Annotated in this window: 22 protein-coding genes; 13 read left to right on the forward strand and 9 right to left on the reverse strand. The window is 61.5% G+C overall.

Features of this window, described 5'->3' with window-relative positions:
- The first annotated feature begins 39 nt into the window (after positions 1-39).
- Positions 40-927 carry a proline/glycine betaine ABC transporter permease gene (locus DA915_RS26505; protein ID WP_060723802.1) on the forward strand — a complete coding sequence of 296 codons (888 nt, stop codon included), beginning with the start codon at positions 40-42 and terminating at the stop codon, positions 925-927.
- Positions 920-1,981 carry a glycine betaine/L-proline ABC transporter ATP-binding protein gene (locus tag DA915_RS26510; RefSeq protein ID WP_003508494.1) on the forward strand — a complete coding sequence of 354 codons (1,062 nt, stop codon included), beginning with the start codon at positions 920-922 and terminating at the stop codon, positions 1,979-1,981. The genes DA915_RS26505 and DA915_RS26510 overlap by 8 nt, the downstream gene beginning before the upstream one ends.
- Here the strand turns inward: DA915_RS26510 and DA915_RS26515 are convergent.
- A complete protein-coding gene (locus DA915_RS26515; RefSeq protein ID WP_107677768.1) occupies positions 1,973-3,217 on the reverse strand; it encodes a TIGR03862 family flavoprotein in 1,245 nt (414 codons plus the stop codon). The two genes, DA915_RS26510 and DA915_RS26515, sit on opposite strands and share 9 nt — an antisense overlap.
- A 53-nt stretch (positions 3,218-3,270) precedes the next feature.
- Here DA915_RS26515 and DA915_RS26520 point away from each other — a divergent pair, with 53 nt between their 5' ends.
- From DA915_RS26520 to DA915_RS26530, 3 genes are read left to right on the forward strand one after another with little or no spacing between them, the layout of a single operon-like run.
- On the forward strand, positions 3,271-3,858 hold the full coding sequence (locus DA915_RS26520; RefSeq protein ID WP_003508491.1) for a YigZ family protein: 588 nt from the start codon (positions 3,271-3,273) through the stop codon (positions 3,856-3,858).
- Between the two features lie 40 nt (positions 3,859-3,898).
- Positions 3,899-4,567, forward strand: coding sequence for a pseudouridine synthase (locus DA915_RS26525; RefSeq protein ID WP_107677769.1), 669 nt, complete (start codon positions 3,899-3,901; stop codon positions 4,565-4,567).
- A gap of 8 nt (positions 4,568-4,575) precedes the next feature.
- Positions 4,576-5,202, forward strand: coding sequence for a class I SAM-dependent methyltransferase (locus tag DA915_RS26530; protein ID WP_020812968.1), 627 nt, complete (start codon positions 4,576-4,578; stop codon positions 5,200-5,202).
- Here DA915_RS26530 and DA915_RS26535 read toward each other — a convergent pair whose 3' ends face one another.
- The gene (locus DA915_RS26535; protein WP_003508485.1) at positions 5,203-5,388 is read right to left on the reverse strand and encodes a hypothetical protein; all 186 of its coding nucleotides are present in this window, start codon (positions 5,386-5,388) and stop codon (positions 5,203-5,205) included. It abuts the gene before it with no gap.
- Positions 5,389-5,571: 183 nt separating this feature from the next.
- On the opposite strand from DA915_RS26535, the gene DA915_RS26540 reads away from it, so the two are divergent.
- Together DA915_RS26540 and DA915_RS26545 are read left to right on the forward strand one after the other, a co-directional pair.
- Positions 5,572-6,801, forward strand: a complete 1,230-nt coding sequence (locus tag DA915_RS26540) for a PQQ-dependent sugar dehydrogenase (protein WP_107677770.1) — start codon at positions 5,572-5,574, stop codon at positions 6,799-6,801.
- 87 nt (positions 6,802-6,888) lie between these two features.
- Positions 6,889-7,905, forward strand: a complete 1,017-nt coding sequence (locus DA915_RS26545) for a DNA topoisomerase IB (RefSeq protein ID WP_107677771.1) — start codon at positions 6,889-6,891, stop codon at positions 7,903-7,905.
- A gap of 4 nt (positions 7,906-7,909) precedes the next feature.
- On the opposite strand, the gene DA915_RS26550 is transcribed toward DA915_RS26545, so the two are convergent.
- Entirely contained in the window at positions 7,910-8,632 is a 723-nt protein-coding gene (locus tag DA915_RS26550) for a response regulator transcription factor (RefSeq protein ID WP_003508480.1), read from the reverse strand.
- Between the two features lies 1 nt (position 8,633).
- A complete protein-coding gene (locus DA915_RS26555; protein ID WP_003508478.1) occupies positions 8,634-9,869 on the reverse strand; it encodes a GAF domain-containing sensor histidine kinase in 1,236 nt (411 codons plus the stop codon).
- 304 nt (positions 9,870-10,173) lie between these two features.
- On the opposite strand from DA915_RS26555, the gene DA915_RS26565 reads away from it, so the two are divergent.
- The 6 genes from DA915_RS26565 to recX all read left to right on the forward strand — a co-directional run bounded on the left by DA915_RS26565 (position 10,174) and on the right by recX (position 16,252).
- On the forward strand, positions 10,174-11,190 hold the full coding sequence (locus tag DA915_RS26565) for an ABC transporter substrate-binding protein (protein WP_107677772.1): 1,017 nt from the start codon (positions 10,174-10,176) through the stop codon (positions 11,188-11,190).
- A gap of 97 nt (positions 11,191-11,287) precedes the next feature.
- Positions 11,288-12,751 carry an ATP-binding cassette domain-containing protein gene (locus tag DA915_RS26570; protein WP_107677773.1) on the forward strand — a complete coding sequence of 488 codons (1,464 nt, stop codon included), beginning with the start codon at positions 11,288-11,290 and terminating at the stop codon, positions 12,749-12,751.
- Complete coding sequence (locus DA915_RS26575) at positions 12,748-13,689, forward strand: ABC transporter permease (protein ID WP_107677774.1); 942 nt, start codon at positions 12,748-12,750, stop codon at positions 13,687-13,689. Before DA915_RS26570 ends, DA915_RS26575 begins: the two co-directional genes overlap by 4 nt.
- Complete coding sequence (locus DA915_RS26580; protein WP_003508471.1) at positions 13,686-14,633, forward strand: ABC transporter permease; 948 nt, start codon at positions 13,686-13,688, stop codon at positions 14,631-14,633. The genes DA915_RS26575 and DA915_RS26580 overlap by 4 nt, the downstream gene beginning before the upstream one ends.
- A gap of 35 nt (positions 14,634-14,668) precedes the next feature.
- Positions 14,669-15,589 carry an SMP-30/gluconolactonase/LRE family protein gene (locus DA915_RS26585; protein ID WP_107677775.1) on the forward strand — a complete coding sequence of 307 codons (921 nt, stop codon included), beginning with the start codon at positions 14,669-14,671 and terminating at the stop codon, positions 15,587-15,589.
- Positions 15,590-15,661: 72 nt separating this feature from the next.
- Entirely contained in the window at positions 15,662-16,252 is a 591-nt protein-coding gene (gene recX / locus DA915_RS26590; RefSeq protein ID WP_107677776.1) for a recombination regulator RecX, read from the forward strand.
- A 3-nt stretch (positions 16,253-16,255) separates the two neighbouring features.
- Here the strand turns inward: recX and DA915_RS26595 are convergent, their stop codons facing one another.
- The 5 genes from DA915_RS26595 to DA915_RS26615 all read right to left on the reverse strand — a co-directional run bounded on the left by DA915_RS26595 (position 16,256) and on the right by DA915_RS26615 (position 21,233).
- Entirely contained in the window at positions 16,256-16,654 is a 399-nt protein-coding gene (locus DA915_RS26595) for a cytochrome c family protein (protein ID WP_003508465.1), read from the reverse strand.
- Positions 16,655-16,751: 97 nt separating this feature from the next.
- Entirely contained in the window at positions 16,752-17,279 is a 528-nt protein-coding gene (locus DA915_RS26600) for a DUF992 domain-containing protein (protein ID WP_107677777.1), read from the reverse strand.
- Positions 17,280-17,526: 247 nt separating this feature from the next.
- Positions 17,527-18,336 carry an ATP-binding cassette domain-containing protein gene (locus DA915_RS26605; RefSeq protein ID WP_099086332.1) on the reverse strand — a complete coding sequence of 270 codons (810 nt, stop codon included), beginning with the start codon at positions 18,334-18,336 and terminating at the stop codon, positions 17,527-17,529.
- A gap of 30 nt (positions 18,337-18,366) precedes the next feature.
- Positions 18,367-20,334, reverse strand: coding sequence for a Fe(3+)-hydroxamate ABC transporter permease FhuB (gene fhuB / locus DA915_RS26610; protein ID WP_107677778.1), 1,968 nt, complete (start codon positions 20,332-20,334; stop codon positions 18,367-18,369).
- The gene (locus DA915_RS26615) at positions 20,331-21,233 is read right to left on the reverse strand and encodes an iron-siderophore ABC transporter substrate-binding protein (RefSeq protein WP_162724084.1); all 903 of its coding nucleotides are present in this window, start codon (positions 21,231-21,233) and stop codon (positions 20,331-20,333) included. The genes fhuB and DA915_RS26615 overlap by 4 nt, the downstream gene beginning before the upstream one ends.
- Between the last annotated feature and the right edge of the window lie 13 nt (positions 21,234-21,246).

Here is a 21,246-nt window from a genome sequence, read left to right on the forward strand (position 1 = left end):
CATCGATCCCCGCCTCCGGTTCGTCATGGAGAACAGGATATGGAATGGCTTTTCAAATTTCCGACCATGAATGACGATGCTCTGCGCGCGCTGAAAAAAGTCATCGACGAGGGATTCCGGGCTTTTACCCGAACCTATGGCGGCGCAATCGAGGGGTTGTTTACTCCCCTTCAGAGCTTCCTCATCTGGGCGGAAAGGCTTTTGATCGGCGCACCCTGGCCGGTCGTTATTCTTATTGTCGCCGCGCTCGCCTGGTTCGGCAGCCGCAGCGCCACCATTGTTTCGCTGTGTTGCGGCATTCTCTTCGCCATCGGCTGGTTCGGCATGTGGGAAGACACGATGAAGACGGTCTCGATGATCTTCGTCTGTGCGGTGCTGTCCATCGTTGTCGGCCTGCCTATCGGCATCGCCATGGCGCGCTCCAACCGCCTGCAGAGCGTGGTCAATCCCGTTCTCGACGTGATGCAGACGATGCCGAGTTTCGTCTATCTCATTCCCGTCGTCATGCTGCTCGGCATCGGTCGCGTGCCTGGCGTCATCGCCGTCGTCATCTATGCCATTCCGCCGATGATCCGGCTCACCAATCTCGGCATCCGCATGGTCGACCACGACGTGCTGGAGGCTGCCGATGCCTTCGGCTCCTCGAAGCGCCAGAAGCTTTTCAAGGTGCAGCTGCCGCTCGCACTCCCCACCATCATGGCCGGCATCAACCAGACCATCATGATGGCGCTCGCCATGGTCGTCATTGCCTCGATGATCGGCGTGCAGGGGCTTGGCCAGCCGGTGCTGAAGGCCATCGCCAACCAGTATTTCACGCTCGGCGTGTTCAACGGGCTTGCCATCGTCGGCATCGCCATCATCTTCGACCGCATCAGCCAGGCCTATGGCCTTCGCCTGCAAAAACACCGGGAAGTGGCGCATGGCTAGTCAATCGATCGAAATTCGCAGCCTCTACAAGATTTTCGGCCCCAAGGCGGCCGACTATGTCGACCCCGTCAAGGCCGGCATGTCCAAGGCGGATCTCAATGCCAAACATGGCCACGTGCTCGGCCTGCGTGATATCAACATCACCATGCCGGGCGGGCAGATCACCGTTATCATGGGCCTTTCCGGCTCCGGCAAATCGACGCTGATCCGCCACGTCAACCGGCTGATCGACCCGACCGCCGGCGAAATCCTCTATGGTGGCACCGATGTCTGTCGCCTCAACGAAGCGGACCTGCTGGAGTTCCGCCGCCACAAGACGGCGATGGTGTTCCAGAAATTCGGCCTCTTGCCGCACCGCAACGTGCTGCAGAATGTCGTCTATGGCCTTGAAGTGCAGGGCGTCGACAAGCGCGAGCGGGAGGAAAGGGCGGAAGTCTGGATCAGGCGCGTGGGGCTGGAAGGCTTCTCCAACCATTATCCCAACCAGCTTTCCGGCGGCATGCAGCAGCGTGTGGGTCTGGCGCGGGCGCTCACCAACAATGCCGAAATCCTTTTGATGGACGAAGCCTATTCTGCGCTCGATCCGCTCATCCGCGTCGACATGCAGACAGTGCTTCTGGAACTGCAGAAGGAATTGAAAAAGACCGTGGTCTTCATCACCCACGATCTCGACGAGGCGCTGCGGCTGGGCGACAAGATCGCCATCCTGCGCGATGGCGAAATCATCCAGCAGGGCACGGCAGCCGAAATCGTCATGTCGCCGGCCGATAGTTATATCGAGGCCTTCGTCGAGGAGGTCAATCGCGGCAGGGTCATTCGCCTCGGCGCCATCGTTCAGCCGGAGTTCTCCGGCCAGTCGCGGCTTCAGCTCGATGCGGATATGACGGTTGAAGAGGGCCTGCGCGCGCTCGTCCGGGAAAATGTCAGCAGCGCCACGGTCGTTGGAGAAAATGGCAAGGCGCTCGGCGCCGTTACCACCGATGCCATCATGCGCTGCCTCGTCAGGACCGCCTCGGGTGAAGAAGCGGGCGCGGCGGAACGGCTCTCAGGCTAAGCCTTCAAGCCACCCGGCCATGCCCTTCGCGGCGGCCTTGCCGGTGGCGAAACAGGCGGTGAGCAGATAACCGCCGGTCGGCGCTTCCCAATCCAGCATTTCCCCGGCAGCGAATATGCCGGGGAGCCTTTCCAGCATGTAGCTTTCATCAAGGCCGCTCCAGGCGATACCGCCGGCGGACGAAATCGCCTCGGCAATCGGTCTTGCCCGCAAAAGCGGTATCTCCGCATGTTTTATTCTCGCGGCGACAAACTCGTCCGGCATGGCGGCGATATCGGGAAATATTTCCCGCAGAAGCCCGACCTTCACAGCCGATAAGCCAGCCGCCTTGCGCATACGGTTTGCAAAACTCTCCTTCCGGCCGAGCTTCCCCAGATCCAGACTGAGGCGTTCCACCGTACGTGCCGGTGCAAGATCAATCGCGAGCGATACTTTGCCCACCTGTTCCAGCCGGTGGCGCAGGGCGGCGGAATGGGCATAGATCACGCTGCCCTCAATGCCATGCTTTGTTATCACGAATTCGCCCTGAAAGGCTCCTGCCGGCGAAATGGTGATCGCGGATTTCACCGCTTCACCCGCAAAACGCTCGCGGAAGACATCACTCCAGTCGACGTCGAAACCGCAATTGGCCGGGCGGAACGGGGAGAACTCGACGCTTCTGGCCGCAAGCGCCGGAACCCATGCGGCATCGGAGCCGAGACGCGGCCAGCTGGCGCCGCCCAGCGCCAGCAGCACGGCATCGGCGTTGATAGTGATCTCGCCCTCCGGGGTCGAAAAAACCAGGTGCTCTCCGGAAAAACCCGTCCAGCGATGCCGCGTTCTGATGGTTACGCCCTGCGCCTCCAGCCGGGCGAGCCATGCCCGCAGCAGCGGTGAGGCCTTCATGACCGTGGGAAACACCCGGCCCGAGGTGCCGACAAAGGTCTCCTGCCCCAGCCCCAGCGCCCAGTCGCGCAACATATCGGGGGTGAAATCATCGAGGGCGGCACGCAGCCGCGGTTCCGCCTCGCCAAACCGCTGACGGAAACTGTCGTAGTCTTCGGCATGGGTGATGTTGAGGCCGGATTTTCCGGCCATCAGCAATTTGCGCGCCACGGTCGGCATCGCTTCGAACACCGTCACGGCATGGCCCGCGGCCGAAAGCACCTCGGCCGCCATCAGCCCCGCAGGCCCGCCGCCGATAACAGCAACCTGCCTCGCCTTGCTCAAAACCTTCTCCATCGCCATCTTCGCCATTCCGAGCCTTATACCGATTTCCGCATGCGAATATATGCGTTATTGAAACGCCCATGTTCACGCTCGACCGCCCCGTTTCCTTTTCGCAGGATATCAAGAAAAGCCGCTTCATCGCCTTTGCCGCGCCGGTGACGGGCGAAGAGGATGCGAAGAACTTCCTCGCGGCGCATTCCGATCCCGACGCGAACCATAATTGCTGGGCATGGCGAAGCGGCCAGACCTATCGTTTCAGCGATGACGGCGAACCCTCGGGAACGGCCGGGAAACCGATCCTTCAGGCCATCGACGGCCAGGCGCTGGACAATGTCGCGGTTCTCGTCATCCGCTGGTTCGGCGGCATTCTCCTCGGCAGCGGCGGGCTCATGCGCGCCTATGGCGGCACGGCGGCGGCCTGTCTTCGGTTAGGCGAGACGTCACCGGTCATCGCTTATGTCAGCGCCACGCTGAGCTGCCCCTTCTCCGATCTGGCGCTGGTGAAATCACGCCTGTCCGCCACGCAGAACCTGCGGATGGAAAGGGAAGATTTCACCGGCACCGGCGCGGATATGCTGCTCTCGGTTCCGGTCGAGGAAGCCGAACGGCTCACCCGGCTTCTGAGCGACCTGACCAGCGGGCGCGTCAATCTCCATATTCCCGACTAGCGCGCCTGTCCGAATGCGCAATTCGTGCTAAGGAAGCGACATGTCATCCGAGCTTTCCAACCCCGTCTATAATCCGCCACTCGACCCCTGGCTCACCATCGTGCACCGCGACGAGGACCTGCTGGTGCTGGACAAGCCGAGCGGACTTCTCTCGGTGCCGGGGCGCGATCCGGCACTTTCCGACAGCCTGATGACGCGTGTGCAGAAGCAGTTCCCGAAAGCACTGATGATCAACCGTCTGGACAAGGACACGTCAGGCATCGTGCTGATGTCCCTGAACCGCAAGGCGCATGCGGCGATTGCGTCGCAGTTTGAAAACCGCCAGACGCGCAAATCCTATGTCGCCATTGTCTGGGGAAAGGTTGCCGGAGAGGCGGGAGAAGTGGATCTGCCACTCGCCATCGATCCCGAAAACAAGCCCCGCCACCGGGTTGACCACGAAAACGGCAAGCCCGCGCAGAGCCTTTGGCGGGTGCTGGAACGATTACCGCTTCCGGCAACGCGGCTGGCGCTGACACCCCTCACCGGCCGCACCCACCAATTGCGGGTGCATATGAAGGCGCTTGGCCACCCCATTCTCGGCGATGAGTTTTATGCCGAGGGTAAGGCGCTCGCCGCCGCACCGCGCCTGATGCTGCATGCGCAAGAGGTTGGCTTCCGCCATCCGGATGGGCGTGACGTCACCTATACCGTGCCCTGCCCGTTCTGAGGTCGCAGATGAAGGAACAAAACGAAAGCTTCGTGGTGGATTTTGTCGGCGGTGCGGTCGGACACCGTTTCCGTTCCGGCGAAGGGCGCGGACAGGCCCTGCCCAAGGCCGCAGGTTTCACCAAAGGCCGCACGCCAAAGATCGTTGATGCCACTGCCGGGCTGGGGCGGGATGCCTTCCTGCTCGCATCCCTCGGGGCTGACGTCACCCTCATCGAACGCTCGCCGGAAATGCATGCCCATCTCGCCGATGGCATTCGCCGCGCCCTGGAAGCGGGCGGCGCCTATGCCGAGGCGGCAGCGCGCATGACGCTGCTCAACGGCGATTCACGCTATCTGCTGAAGGAGCTTTCGCCCGAGGTGGTGATTGTCGACCCCATGCATCCGCCACGCCACAACACGGCGCTGGTAAAAAAGGAAATGCGGGTGCTGAGAGAACTGGTTGGCGCCGACCCGGACCAGGTGGAGTTGATGGAGGCTGCACTGGAGAATGCGACAAAGCGGGTGGTCCTGAAATGGCCCCTGCGCGCCGAGCCGATGCCGGGCATTCGCAAGCCTTCGCATCAGATAATGGGCAAGAACACCCGTTATGATGTCTTCATGATCTTCGGAAAATCTCTCGACGAGGAAGAATAATCAGCGGAAGCTCGGCTTGCGCTGCGCATTCATCAAAAGCTCGTGCCGCGAGGCGAACTCGCCGAACAGCTTTCTGAGCCGGGTCTCCTCCGCCTTGTCCAGTCGGTAACGCCGGCAGAATTCCGCAACGTTCAGGATCGGTTTGGTTCTGTTGCCGTCTATGGTCTTGTTGTCGATGATCTGCATGGCGCCCTCCTCATAACAGAGGCCAAACGTCGCTCACGCCTTGCGGTTCCCTATGAATTCGCATGGATGAGAAAAGAGCGTGCAGCCTGCACACGGACTGATCAAGTTTTCTTGAAACTATCGCAGGAAACGAAATCCTCCCCAAATGGTTCTCTGCCTGATGTAACGATGGAAGGGAGACCCATGTTCCACAACAACCGATTTCTGAGTTCGACGGTCCTGTGTGCGCTGCTCGCCGTGCCCTTTGCCGGCGCTGCACACGCCCAGACCGCCCCGGCTGCCGAAACGAAACGGCCGAATGCGCCGGATCAGAAGCCGGCTTTTGAGGGCCAGACACGCGCGCCGCAGGCCGCCTCCCAGCCGAATATCGAAAAAACCATCGTCGCCGAGGGGCTGCCGCACCTGTGGTCCATGGAATTCCTGCCGGATGGCCGCATGCTTGTCGCCGCCAAGGAAGGGGCCATGCATATCGTCGCCGACGGCAAGGCCGGCCCGGCGATTGCCGGCGTACCGGAGGTGGCGTCCGACGGACAGGGCGGACTTCTCGATATAGCGCTCGCGCCCGATTTCGAAACATCGCGCACCATCTTCTTCTCCTTTTCCGAACCGCGCGATGGCGGCAACGGCACCTCCGTCGCGTCGGCCAAGCTGACCGAAGATGGCGGCGCGACGAAACTGGAAAATGTCTCGGTGATTTTCCGCCAGATGCCGACCTATGACGGCGACAAGCATTTCGGCTCGCGCCTCGTCTTCGGACCTGACAACGAGCTTTATGTCACCGTCGGCGAGCGCTCGGATTCAAAGCCGCGCGTGCAGGCGCAGGATCTGTCGAGCGGGCTTGGCAAGGTCTTCCGCATCGATGCTGAAGGCAAGGCCTTTGAAGGCAACCCCTTCGCCGGCCAGCAGAACGCCCTTCCCGAAATATGGAGCTATGGCCACCGCAACCTGCAGGCCTCGGCACTTGATGGTCAGGGCAGGCTCTGGACCGTGGAACACGGACCAAAGGGCGGCGATGAGCTGAACCTGCCAAAAGCGGGCCTGAATTACGGCTGGCCAGTCATCACCTATGGCGTCGAATATAGCGGCCGCTCGGTTGGCGAAGGCGCTACCGCCAAAGAAGGTATGGAGCAGCCGGTCTATTATTGGGACCCGGTCATCGGCCCCTCCGGCATGGCCTATTATGATGGCGACCTGATTCCCGAATGGAAGGGCGCCTTCATCGTCGGCGGTCTGGTGAGCCAGGGTCTCGTGATCCTGCACATCGACGGCGACAAGGTCGCGACCGAAAGCCGTCTGCCCCTCGAGGCGCGCATCCGCGACGTGAAGGTCGGGCCGGATGGTGCGGTTTATGCCGTGACTGAAGAGCGTGGTGGCGGTGAATCGCAGATTCTGCGGATCGCCAAGGCCGGCTGAGAAAACTAACGACCGGAACGACAGGCCGCCGGAACGAAGGCGGCCTGTTTTTCGTTTGCCGCAGCGTGAAACCTGCCGGAAAAAACAATGCCACAACCGCCCACCCGCCTTCTTGCCAAAATCGGACTTGCCTATGTCAACGATCAGGAGCCGGGTATTTCCCGCAAAAAACGCGGGCGCGGTTTCTGTTACCGCCTGCCGGGCGGCGAGCTTCTCTCCGACAGCGTCGAACTGAAACGCATCAAATCGCTCGGTGTGCCGCCCGCCTATAAGGACGTCTGGATCTGCATCGACCCATCAGGGCATCTGCAGGCAACCGGCTTTGATGCACGCGGGCGAAAACAGTATCGCTATCACCCCGACTGGCACGCGCTCAGGGGCGAAACGAAGTTCTTCCAACTCAAAAGCTTCGGCAAGGCGCTGCCCGCCATCCGCCGCCGTGCCATCGCCGATATCGAAAAACAGGATCACGGGCAGGAGATGACGCTTGCCGCGCTCACGTTGCTGCTCGATGCCGCCTATCTGCGCGTCGGCAATCGCTCCTATCTCGAAACCAACGGCACCTATGGCGCGACGACCCTGCTTAAGCGCCACGTTTCCTTCGGCGAAACAATTGAACTGCGCTTCGCCGCCAAAGGCGGGCAAAAGGTAAGACGGCAATTGCGCCACCCGCGCCTGCAGAAAATCCTCGAGGAGATCGCCGATCTGCCCGGCAAGGAACTCTTCGTCTGGCAGGATAGCGAAAACCTGGTGCATTCGGTCGATTCCAGCGATCTCAATGCCTACCTCTCGCGCATCGGCGGCACCGGCATTTCCGCCAAGACCTTCCGCACCTGGGGTGGAACGCTCGCGGCCTTCTGCAACGCAATGGAGCATGTGGCATCAGGTGAAAAACCGAGCATAAAAGGCATGTGCCAGGCGGCTGCGGCGGAGCTTTCCAATACGCCCGCCATCTGCCGCAAGAGCTATGTGCATCCCGCCGTTCTCGACATAGCGGCTGAGGAAAAAGCCCAGAAAAAACTCGGCCGCATCTTGAAGGTCGGGGCAAAGCCCGTCTCCGGCCTGAGGGCGGATGAAAGACGGCTGCTGGCCTTCCTGCCCTGAGGGGTCAGCGGCTCCCCGCCCATTCCGCCAGTTCGCGCTCGGCCCTTTCCAGCGCGCTGTAATTCAAAAGCTTGCGCAGAAAAGCGACGGTGACGGCGCGGGTTCGAAGATTATATCGCCCTTCCGCCTCGTCGTCGCCGGCTGCCTGATGCACGTTCAGTTTCTCATACAGGCTTTGCAGGCGGTTCTGCACGCTGCGCAGTGACAGATTACGACGGCGCGCAATCGCCTTGTCGGTGAGGCCAAGCGCGACATCGACAAGGATTTCATATTCGGAATCGGTAAAGCCATGCGCCTTGCCGAGGCTCTTTTCCTGCAACCCGCGCACTTCCCGGTCGATCACGCATTGCGCCTCGATGAAGATGCTGCGCAAGGCCAGTCGCAGGCGGTCATCGGAGGCCGATTTCAGCACATAACCATAGGCGGCACCCTCAGGCACGATGCGGGAGACACCACGCACATAGGCCTCGTCGGAATAGTTGGACCAGAACAGGATGCGGGTGTCCGGCCTTTCCTTCCAGATGGTGCGCGCCGCCTCGATTCCGTTGCGCTCGTTCATCTGCAAATCCATGACGATATGGGCGGCGCGATTTTCCCGCGCGAGCTTTTCGCCGGTTCTGCCGTTTGCCGCCTCCAGCACATTGTCGCATTCCGGCAGGGCGGCACGCACCGCCTCGTTCAGATAGGCGCGGTGCAGCGCATCGTCCTCGACGATCAGCACGTCCATGTCATAACTCCTCCCGCCGGTCGAAAGCGTCCGCCGGCAAGGTCACGGTGATGCGGGTTCCCGCCCCTTTGCCGTTGCCGCCAATATCGAACCTGGCTGAAATCAGCCGCGCCCGTGTCTTCATATTGCCGATGCCGAGGCCGCCGGAGGCCCCGCCTTCGCCGCCGCCGCTGCCGTCATCACTCACCGTCACCCGCAAGCCGCCATCGATGGCGACAAGCGTTACGGCAATGGTTTCCGGCTGGGCATGGCGAATGGCATTGTTCACTGCCTCCTGTACGATGCGGAACAGCGATATGGCCACCGTCTTGTCGAGCCTTTCCACCAGCCCGTCCGTCTCATCGCTCACCGACCAGTCGATTGCCGACCCGCTATCGCGCACGGAGCGGTCCACATAGGTCTCGATGGCCTCAACGACGCCAAATAATTGCAGGATGGAAGGTTTCGCCTCCTCGATGATCTCGCGCAGATCCTGCATGCAATGTTGCAGGCTACGCACCACCGGCTCGAGCATTTCGCCCGAAACGTCGGGGGTATGGCTCATGCGTTCGATGCGCCGTGCAAGCCGGGTCAGGTCCGCCAGCGTCTGGTCGTGCAGGTCCATGCCGATACGCTGCCGCTCGGCCTCCAGAGCCTCGGTCAATTGCAGCGCGCCAAGGCGCAGGCCCTCCTCGCGGGCATTGGCGCGCGCCTCCTCGATGGCAGAGCGTTTGGCCTGCTCGGCAGCGCGGATGGCGTAGAAATAGGGCGCCAGCAGATCCGCAACCGCGCGGGCGTTCGTCACATCCTCCACCGTATAGGCGTTCGACTGGTGCGACGAGCAACTGAGCGCGCCAATGATATCGCCGTGCACCTTCATCGGCACATGCAGGCGGCTATGCAGATTAAGTTCGATGATCGGGCTGGAAAACGCCCCTTCGAAGTGGAAGCGCGGATCGGAGCAGGCGTCACCGCTTAACAGGTGCTCGACCTCGCCTGACAGCAGCGAACGGATCGGGCTTCCGGTGAGAAGGGCGGGCGGCTGCCGGCTCCAGGCGCTGACGAGACCGCTCTCATAGGCGATATGATATTTGTCATCCAGCTGCTTGATGCAGACATCCATATGGTCATGCGGGATGATATGGCTGATCTCGGTGGCGACCGCCTGAATGATGGCATTAAATTCCAGCTGCCCGGCAAGCAGCCGCGAAATGCCCATATAATGGTGAAAAAGAGCGCTTTTCGGCGTATCCAGCATGTGCGGACGCCCTCCCAAGCGTCTGCCTTCGACCTCTGCGGCGAAGTTTGAACCCATTGGGTGCCGCATCACACATTCTGCGCCCGGCAGTGGCGTTTCGTCCTGCGGGTTCCCGCAAGCTTTCTGCGGAAACCCGCAGGAAGATTGCCGCGATCCGCCTATACAAGCCAAATCTTCTTGGTCATTCTCGCTTCTACTGGGGAAAGGAGCTCCAGTGCAAAGGAATTCCACCTGCCGCAGAGGAGATTTGCGGCGCGCAGGAACTCCAGGCTCGAAAAGGGCAAGCCACGAGGGAGGAAATCAAATGGCTTTCAGAAAGATGCTTTTGGCATCGGCCGCTGTCGCATGCGCAGCTCTGCCGATCACCGCTCATGCCGATACGTCGGCCAAAAAAATCGCGCTTTCAAACAATTACGCTGGCAATTCCTGGCGTCAGGCGATGCTGACCAGCTGGGACAAGATCACCAAACAGGCGGTTGCCGACAAGCAGGTTGCCGCCGCAGACGCCTTCACGACCGCCGAAAACCAGGCAACCGAACAGGCGGCGCAGATCCAGAACCTCATTCTTCAGGGTTATGACGCCATCGTCATCAACGCCGCTTCGCCTACAGCCCTCAACGGCGCGGTGAAGGAAGCCTGCGATGCCGGCATCACCGTCGTGTCCTTCGACGGCATTGTCACCGAACCATGCGCCTGGCGCATCGCTGTTGATTTCAAGGCGATGGGCGCAAGCCAGATCGACTATCTCGCCAAGGCCATGCCGAAAGGCGGAAATCTGCTCGAGATCCGCGGTCTGGCCGGCGTTTCGGTCGATGATGAAATCCATGCCGGCATCGTCGACGCCGTCGCTAAAAACCCGCAATTCAAGATCGTCGGTTCCGTCAATGGCGACTGGGCGCAGGATGTCGCACAGCGCGCCGTCGCCGGCATTCTGCCGAGCCTTCCCGAAGTTGCGGCTGTCGTGACGCAGGGCGGTGACGGTTACGGTGCGGCACAGGCTTTCGCCGCCGCCAAGCGCCCGACACCCACCATCGTCATGGGCAACCGTGAAGACGAACTGCAATGGTGGAAACAGCAGAAGGATGCGGGCGGCTACGAGACCATGTCGGTCTCCATCGCCCCCGGCGTCTCGACACTCGCTTTCTGGGTGGCGCAGCAAATCCTCGACGGCAAGGACGTGAAGAAGGACCTGACCGTTCCGTTCCTGCGCATCGACCAGGGCAATCTTGAGGAAAACCTCAAGAACACCCAGAAGGGCGGCGTGGCGAATGTGGAATATTCGCAGGAAGACGCCCAGAAGGCCATCGCATCGGCCAAGTAGGCCTCATCGGGTCACAGTATGAGTTGCGACGCTCCTCAAGCGAGCGCCGCAACGTCAATCGATAATATCCGATTTCAGATTACTGGCGTAATTGCTCATGAATGACATCATCGAGACGGAAGAAGTCGTCGCCGCGCGCGGCGTGAAGGTCGTGTTCGGCGCGGTCAAGGCGCTGGATGGCGCCGATCTTGTCATCCGCGCGGGGGAATGCCTCGGGCTCGTAGGCCATAATGGCGCCGGAAAATCCACCATCGTCAACGTCATCAATGGCGGGTTGACACCGCATGAGGGTTCCATTTCCTATCGCGGCGAGCAAGGCCGTCACGGCATCGCGGCCGCCCGCGCCAGCGGCGTTCGCTGCGTGTTTCAGGAATTGTCGCTCTGCCCCAACCTGACGATCAGCGAAAACGTCCGCATTATGCATGCAGCCATGAGCGGGCGGAACTGGCGCGGACGTGCGCTCACCATGATCCGGCATACGCTGGACGAAATTTTTCCCGGCCACGGTATCGATTGCGAGCTGACGATCGCCGAGCTTTCCATCGCCGAGCGGCAGATGGTGGAAATCGCCATCAATTTCTGCCGAACCCCGGATGCTCCGAGACTTGTCATCCTCGATGAGCCGACCTCCTCGCTTGATGCCGGTCTCGCCGAGCAATTGATGGATTATGTCCGCCGTTTTGTGCGCACGGGCGGCTCCGTTCTGCTGATTTCGCATATTCTCGGCGAGATCCTTTCGACGGCCACCCGCATCGTCGTGATGAAGGACGGCCGCGTGGTCGCCGACCGGGTGGCGGCCGAGTTCACGACACGCACGCTGGTGGAAGCCATGGGCAGCGTAGTCAAGGAACAGGACAGGCAAAAGGGCGAAAGCCGCAAGACCGGAGAAAAGGTGCTTGCCATGCCGGCGCGGCGCGGCGAAGGCCTCGCATTCGAGGCTTTCCGCGGCGAGATCATCGGCCTTGCCGGTCTCGGCGGTCATGGCCAGACCGAAGCGCTTCTCGATCTTTACCTTGCCCGCAACAGCAGCTGGCTGCCCGCACGCAAGACGGATATCGCCTTTGTCGCAGGCGATCGCAGCCTGAACGGCACCTTTCCGCTGTGGAGCATCCTCAAGAACCTTTCCATCGCCTCGCTGCGGGATATTTCATCGGCAGGCATGGTGGACAGGAGCAAGGAAACCGAACTCGGCGCGCAGTGGAAAAAGCGCATCGAAATCCGCACGCCCGACATGGGCAATAAGATCCTTTCGCTCTCCGGCGGCAACCAGCAGAAGGTGCTATTCGCCCGCGCACTCGCCACCACGGCCAGCACCGTGCTGATGGACGACCCGATGCGCGGCGTCGATATCGGCACCAAACAGGAAGTCTACGATATCTTGAGAACCGAAGCCTCCCACGGCCGCACCTTTATCTGGTACTCCACCGAAATGGACGAAATCCGTCTTTGTGACCGGGTCTATGTCTTCCGCGACGGCGCCATTCAGGCCGAACTGGTGGGCGAGGACATCACCGAGCAGAATGTGCTGGCCGCCTCCTTTTCCGGAGAAGATCACGCATGAAACTCTCCGCCAGCGCCCTTCGCCTCATCATTCCCGCCGCCTCGCTCGCCTTCCTGCTCGCCGCCGTTTTCTACATGCAGCCGCGCGCCATGAGCTATACCGGCCTCAACCTGCTGTTCAATCTGGCGGTGCCGATCGCGCTCGCCACCATTGCGCAGATGCTGATCATGTCCGTCAACGACCTCGATCTGTCGATGGGCACCTTCGTCAGCTTCTGCGCCTGCGTCACTGCCACCTTCCTGCAAACCACTCCATTGCTTGGGATCGCGATTTTCGCCGGTGCGATTGCGGTATATGCGGTACTTGGCGCCATCATCCATATCCGAGCCCTGCCATCCATTGTCGTCACGCTTGGCATGAGTTTCGTCTGGGGCGGCCTTGCCGTTCTCATCCTCCCCTCGCCCGGCGGCCAGGCACCAGCTTTCATCCGGGCGTTGATGACGGCAAAACCGCCGCTCGTACCGATTGCCATCGTCGCCAGCATCGTGATTGCGGTCGTCGCCCATTACATCGTCATGCGCTCCTCCTTCGGCGTGCTGATGCGCGGCGTCGGCGGCAATTTCCGCTCGGTCGAACGCTCCGGCTGGTCGGTCGTCGGCATCCGCGCCGCCACCTTTGCGCTGGCCGGTTTCTTCGCGGTGCTGTCGGGCATCGCACTTGTCGGGCTGACGACATCGGCTGACGCCAACATCGCGCTTCGCTACACGCTGCTGTCGATTGCGGGTGTCATTTTAGGCGGAGGCGAATTCGTCGGCGGCCGGGTTTCACCCATCGGCGCCGTCATCGGCGCGCTGACGCTGACGCTCGCCGGCTCCTTCCTGTCCTTCATGCGCATTTCGCCGGACTGGCAGATCGGCGCGCAGGGCGCGATCCTCATCATCGTGCTCGCCTTGCGCCTCCTGCTCAACCGTCTCGAAAAGCGGGAGAAAAACCAATGAACGGGCTTTCGTCCTTCTCGAAAAAACCATGGATCTGGTCCTTTGCCGCAACGGCTGCGGTGTGGATCGTGACCGTCATGTTCACCGGCGGCGCAAGCTCCTTCGGCCTGTCGCACGCAGCGCTGACATTCGCGGCCTTTTCCGTGATCGTCGGCATCGGCCAGATGTTCGTCATCACGCTCGGACCGGGCAATATCGACCTCTGCGTTCCCGCAACGATGACGCTATCAGGCACGCTGGCGCTCAAATTCATGGATGTGTCCGATGGTCTCATCCTGCCGGGATTGCTGATCGCCATCCTGATCGGCATCGCCATCGGCATCGGCAATTACACGCTGATCAAGCTCCTGCGCATCCCGCCGATCATCGCGACGCTGTCCATGAGCTTCATCGTGCAGTCCATCGCCATCTGGTCGAACCGCGGCCTGCGCATCAAACCGCCGGAAACACTGGCCACTTTCGCCACGTCCAGTTCTTTCGGCATTCCGAACGTGGCGCTCGTCGCCTTGCTGCTCTCGGTCATTGCCTGGTTGCTGCTCGACCGCACATTTTACGGACGCTGGATTTCCGCCATCGGCCAGAGCACGTTCGCAGCCCGCATGACCGGCATTCCGGTGGATGGAACCCGCTTCGTCACCTATGTGCTCTGCGCGGTTCTGGCGGCGATTGCCGGTTATCTGCTCGCCAGTTTTTCCGGCGGCGCAGCACTCAACATGGGATCGGAATACCTGCTGATGTCCATCGCCGTCGTTGTCATCGGCGGCACGGCGGTGGCGGGCGGCGATTCCAATGTTCCCGGCATCTGGGGCGCTTCGCTCTTCATGTTCCTGGTGGTATCGATGCTGAATACCTATGGTTTCGGCGCGGGTATCCGCCTCATCCTCACCGGCCTCATCATCATCTCCGTCATCCTTCTGGCAAGCGGCCCCAAGGCCACACGCTGAACCCCGAACGACAAGCCCTCAAGCGGACCACGCTCATGACCACAGACAAGACCTCCCCTTACGAAATCCAAGATGACCGCTTCCGCCATCTGATCGTCGGCAATGCGGAACTGGAAGAGCTTTATTCCGGCTGCCGCTGGGCCGAAGGCCCGGTGTGGTTTGCCGATCTCAACTGCCTGCTGTTCAGCGATATTCCCAATGAGCGCATGCTGCGCTGGGTGCCGGATGGCGGGATCTCGGTATTCCGCCAGCCTTCCAACTTCACCAATGGCAACACGCGCGACCGGCAGGGGCGACTTGTCTCCTGCGAACATGGCGGCCGTCGCGTCACCCGCACCGAAGTCGACGGCTCGATCACCGTTCTCGCCGACAGCTACGGCGGCAAGCGGCTAAACTCCCCCAATGACGTGGTGGTCAAATCCGATGGCAGTGTCTGGTTCACCGACCCCACCTACGGCATTCTTTCCGACTATGAGGGATACAAGGCAGAGCCAGAACAGAAGACGCGCAATGTCTACCGGCTCGATCCCGCAACCGGAAAGATCGACATCGCCATTGACGACTTCGTGCAACCGAACGGTCTCGCGTTTTCACCTGATGAAACGAAGCTCTATGTTGCCGACAGCTCCTACAGCCATGATGTCTCCCGCCCGCGCCATATCCGCGTTTTCGACGTGGTGGATGGCGTGAAGCTCGCCAACGGCCGGGAATTCTGCAATCTCGACAGCGGCCTGCCGGACGGCTTCCGTCTGGATACGGCTGGAAACCTCTGGACCAGCGCCGGTGATGGCGTGCACTGCTTTGCGCCCGATGGTACGCTCATCGGCAAGATCAAGGTGCCGCAGACCGTCGCGAACCTCACTTTCGGCGGCCCGAAAAAGAACCGCCTCTTCATCACCGCAACGAAATCGCTCTATTCCGTCTATGTCGCCGCAACCGGCGCGCAAACGCCTTGAGGTGGTGAAAAACCGGAGGACACGGGCCGGGAGGGAACTGGCAAGACGGCTTCACCGCGCTATAAAAGCGGAATGAACGATGATTCCAGCCCCTTCCTGACCGACGATATGGCCCTGGATGGTGAAACGCCGGCCGTTGAGCCCACCAGCCGCATGCAGTCCTGGGCGCGCAATTCCGCTCTCTACCGGCTGGAACAGCGCATGATGACGGAAAAGCAGCTGCGCGACGCCATCATGCGCAAGGCGCGGGAAAAATTCGAGGGTATCACCCCGGCGCAGGTGAAGGCGCTCGGCGAATTTGCCGTCACTTTTGCTTATGGCATCAAGGCGCTCGACGACACCGCCTATGCGGAAATTGCCGTGCGGAGCGGCCAGCGCAGCGGCAAGTCGAAACGCGGGCTCGCGCAGAAACTTCAGATCAAGGGTATCACCCGGGAAACGGCTGCAGTCGCGCTGCAGGAAACCAATGATATGGTCGCCGCCGTCATCTTTGCACGCAAGCGCGCCTTTGGGCCTTTTCGCCGGGTCGAACTGGATGAAAAACGCAAGGCCAAGGAATTCTCCGCCTTCGCCCGCAACGGCTTCAGTTTTGAAATCGGCGCAAGAGTGATGGCGATGACGGCGGAGGAGGCCGAGGAGACTATCGCCGAAGCACCGCTCTGACATCTATTGCGGCATGGGATGGGTTTTCAGATAGGCGATCAGATCGGCTATATCGGTTTCGCTCCAGAGGCCGAAAAAGCGCATGGCATTTCCCGGGATAGCCTTCTTCGGGCTGGAAAGGAATTTTTGCAGCTCCTCCTCAGACCATACCCGGTCAGCCGCACCGGCATCCTTCAGCGCCTGCGAATAATGGCCGTAATCAGCCACGGAAGCCATCGGCCTGCCCACCACGCCCATCAGATGCGGCCCCATGCGGGTGCGCGGCGTGTCAACGCTGTGGCAGGTGGAGCAGCGGCTGAAGACCTTCTCGCCATGGGCCGCATCGCCCTCGGCAAAGGCGCTCGACGCAAGCAGGAGGAAAAACGCGGTCGCCGCAGCAGCTTGTTGGGACATGAAAATCATGGTCCGGATAATACAACGCCCTCTCCGTCTGACAACGAAGAGGGCGTTTTTTGACATGCGACAGAATGCCCGGTCAAAACACCGGGCATTTCGCCGATCAGTTCGTGGCCGTCAGCGTCACGGACGTACCGGTGGCAGCGAGGTTGAGGCCAACCTGGCCGGTCACGCTGACCGTCTGCAGCTGGATGGAGCCGGAAGTGCCGCCAACGAGAACGTTGGTGCCGACGCCGAGACCGACGGTGACTTCAGCCGTAGCGCCCTGATAAAGGCCGCCCAGCGAACCGCGGTGGTAACCGGCGGTCGGGGCGAAAACGGCCCAGACCAGACGGCCCTGCGTGGTGAAACCGAGGTCAACACCCATCTTGCGGATGGCGCCGGTGTAATGGTCGGTGCGACGGGCGCCCATGGTGGACTGGAAGGTGCAATCCAGTTCCTTGGCCGAGCCGAGAACGTAACCGACGCCGCCGCCGATATCGCAGGTGAGGTAACCGATCTTGACGCCGTTGCGATCGTCCTGCTCCTGCGGAGCCGGCTCATATCTTGCAAGGTCGGCAGCGAGGGCGGATGCGGTTCCGCCGAGGCCCATCGTCAATGCGGCAAAAGTTACGGCAACAGCCTTTTTCATCTGATTTTCTCCTGTTTTATTCCTACCCGCAGCAGCCCTTCTTGCCCTCTCCGGATATTGAATTCCGCACTGTTAACGTTTGTTCCCTGAAATCGATCCAAAACAACTTAATTGGAGGCGATGAAAGCGGAACGGTTAACAGTGTCTGATGGCGGTAGGATGCCATTAAGACATTGTTAGGGCGGGAAATGCGTGCGGAATCGCCATCAACAGCCAGCGTTGCCGGCCGTTGTTTTGCTGCAACAACTCAAAGCGGCAGAGCGACGGGAAAGCCGGTGGCGGCATGGGTCATGACATCCATGCGAACGCCATAGATGCGCTGCAACGTCTCCGGCGTCATGATCTCCTGCGGGGTTCCCCGTGCGATAAGCTGGCCGGAATGAAGCGCAACGATCTCATCGCAGAAGCGTGCTGCCATGTTGACGTCATGCAGCACGACGATGACGCCAAGACCCTTTTCGCGCGACAGTCTCTGAACCAGCGAAAGCACTTCGATCTGGTGCGCCATGTCGAGTGCGGAGATAGGCTCGTCTAGAAGCAGGCTTTCGGCGTTCTGGGCCACCAGCATGGCAAGCCACACGCGCTGGCGCTCGCCGCCGGAAAGCGTATCCACCAGCCGGTCGCGGAAGGCGACGGTATCGGTAAGCTCGATCGCCTCGTCCACCTTCTCCTGATCCGCCTTGCTAAATTGCCCGAGCGCCCCGTGCCAGGGATAACGGCCGAGCGCCACCAGCTCCTTGGCCAGCATGCCGGAAGCAGCCGGCGTATATTGCGGCAGATAGGCGAGCTTTCGCGCAAATTCACGATTGCCCCAGGCGCCGAGCGATTTTCCCTCGAACGAGACCTTGCCCGCCGTCGGTTCCTGAATGCGTGCGAGAATCTTGAGCAGCGTTGATTTTCCCGAACCGTTATGACCGATCAGACCGATGGTCTTGCCGGTCGCAAAACTTGCCGTCAGCGGGTGCAGCAATGTCCTGCCCGGCACTTCCATCATGACGCCATCAAGAGAAAAAAGCGGGATATCGTCGTAATCGACGGCAAGTGCTGCCTCACCCATGGTTCTCATCTCCGTAAATGTTCAAATAAATCATTGGCGCCTGCCTGAAAGCCAGATCAGATAGGGCGCGCCGGCCAGAGCCGCAAAAAGCCCGAGCGGCAGTTCATAGGGAAAGGTCACCGTTCGCGCCCCGAGATCGGAAAGCGCCATCAGCACCGCGCCGAACAGGAAAGAAGCCAACAGATGATCGCGCGGCGTGGTGAAGCCGGCGCGAAGCGCAATATGCGGCGCCATCAGCCCGACGAAACTCAAGGGACCGACGAGCAGCGAGGCGGCCCCCGTGGCGATACCCGCCACCGCGATGACGGCGATACGCGCCAGGCCGAGCGGCAGCCCGAGCGAGAGCGGCACATCCCGGCCAAGCGGCAGGATCGTCAACCAGCGCGTCACCGACAGGGCAGTCGCCAGAAGCACGATGGAAAGAATGGCGAGAAAGATTGCCGAAGCCGGTGTCGCGGTCGAACCAGAGCCGCTGAGCCAGGCGAGAATCTGCCATGCCCGCTGGTCACCAATCGCAAGCAGCGCCGAAAGCAGCGCCGAGCAGAGCGAACTGATAGCAATGCCGGCGAGCAGGATTTTTTCTGGCGCCAGATGCCGGCGCACGGCAAAGAATAGCACAAGGATCATGACAGCCGCCGAGCCGATGCCGGCGCCGCAAAACAGCTCGAACAGACCGGCCGCCGGGAAAATCGTGATGGCGGCGGCAAAACCGAGACCCGCGCCGCCGCTGACGCCGATGACCTCCGGGCTTGCCATCGGATTGCCGGTGAGCCGCTGCAAAAGAGCACCCGCCATGGCGAGAAGACCGCCGGCGGCGATGGCCGCCATCAGCCGGGGCCAGCGGAAAGGCAGAAGGCTTTGCAGGTCACCCGCCCCCAGCATCGTCCAGCCCTGAGGCCCCCTGCCGATGGCGAGTGCTGCAAAGATCAGCGCGGCCATGACGATGAGCATCGGCAGCAGGGCCGTAAACCCGCGCCTTGTCGCGAGATCGACGCCTTCGCCGCGATGCACGTCGGTCGGCCGGATTTTCGGCAGCAGCCAGAGAAGCAGCGGGCCGCCGATCAGGGCCGTCACCGCGCCGGTCGGGAAAACTTCCGCCGTCTTGTTTGCCAGAAATTGCACGAGACCGTCGCAGAACCAGAGCAGCAGGCCGCCCAGAAGCGGGGAAACGAAGAGCACCGAAGAGGAGCGCCGCACGCCAAGCGCCCGGGTGAGCGCGGGTGCCGCAAGGCCGATGAAGCTGACGAGGCCAACCGCCGAAGCGACGAAGGCGGCCAGCATGACGGCGACGGCGGCGACGGCGAGCCTGATCGAAAACAGCGATACGCCGAGCGATCGCGCGCCGGAATCGCCGAGACCGAGAACCGTCAGCGGCCTAACCAGCAGGCCCGTCAGGACAAGCCCCACGAGAAGCTGAAAGGTGAGAGACAGGGCGTTCGACCAATCCTGCTGGCTGAGCGAGCCGCCATTCCAGACCACGAGCGACATCAGATATTCGCCCTGCGCGAGCGTCAGCGCCGCGGAAACGGATGCGGCGGTGATGCCGACCAGGAGCCCTGCCACCACCATGGTTACCGGTTCGAAGGAGCGTCGCCAGCCAAGCAGGAAGACAATACCGGCGGCAGCGGCAGCGCCGGCAAGCGCCACCAGTGCGCGGTTGCCATCCAGCACCGAGGGAAAGAACAGCGTGGCGATGACGATGGCCAGTTGCGCGCCAGCCGAGATGCCGAGCGTCGAGGGATCAGCGATCGGGTTGCGCAGCAATTGCTGAAAAAGCGCGCCCGAGAGACCCAGCATCGCGCCCGCCAGAATGGCGACCGCCACACGCGGCATCAGGCTGAAAGCGAGGATGACCTGATCCATCGACATGGCGGCGGCATCAAAAGGCAGGCCGGGCCATGCACTGAAAGGCAGCCGCAGCAGCCCGGCATGCAGGGAAAGACCGCAGGCCAGAATGAACAAAAGCCCGAAGAAAAGCGGGAGAGGCCGCACCATCACAGGGCTTCTCCCCGTGCCGAGAGCGCTTCGGTCAGAAGCCTCGCGAAACGCATGCCGGCGGTGATGCCGCCATAGGGGCCGACATTGGCAAGCGTCACCACCCGATTTTCGCGCACGGCAGGCAGCGCGCGCCAGATGGCGCTGTTGCGCAGAGTTTCCCGCGCCTCCACCGGAATATCGGAGACGATGACGATGCGCGCATCGGATGATGCGGCGAGGTTTTCAAGCGGCACCGGGGCCGCGAAGGTGAATTGCGACCGATCCACCCAGGCATTGGTCAGCCCCAGACGGCCAAGAACATCCCCGAACATGCTATCCGCACCAAAGGCACGAAAATGCCGGGCGTCGCCTATGTTGATGACATAGGTCGGCCGTGCGGAAAAACCGGCAAGACGGGTCCGCATGGCTTGCAGTGCCGCTTCCGTTTCACCCAGAACCTTGCGCGCCTCTTCGGCCCGCCCGAGCTTTTCACCAAGCGCGGTGACCGCCGCCAGCGCCTTTTCGAAAGGCGGCTCACCCTTCACGTAAAAGGGCAGCGAAAAGATGGGGGCGATCGCCTCCAGCCTGCCGGTATAACGCGTGTAGAAAGGCGAAATCAGAATGAGCTCCGGCCGGGTGAGCTGCAGAAGCTCGAAATTCGGAGCGCCGCGCAAGCCGAGATCGGCGACGGTTTCAGGGATATCAGGCTCGACCGCGCCGGCCCGGAACTGGATGAGTTCCGTCGCCGCCACCGGCATGACGCCGAGCGCCACAGATGTTTCCAGCATGGCCCAGTCGATGGCGGCGATGCGCGGCGTCACCGCTGCCCGCGCCTTGCCCGCAAGAGCCGAGGCGGCGAGCAGGCTTAAAAATTCCCGCCGCCCCCAGAGGGGGGAAATCCATCGATCCTTACGCGTCATGCCCCTGCTGCTT

It is taken from the genome of Agrobacterium sp. LAD9 (assembly GCF_003031125.1).
Taxonomy (GTDB): domain Bacteria; phylum Pseudomonadota; class Alphaproteobacteria; order Rhizobiales; family Rhizobiaceae; genus Agrobacterium; species Agrobacterium radiobacter.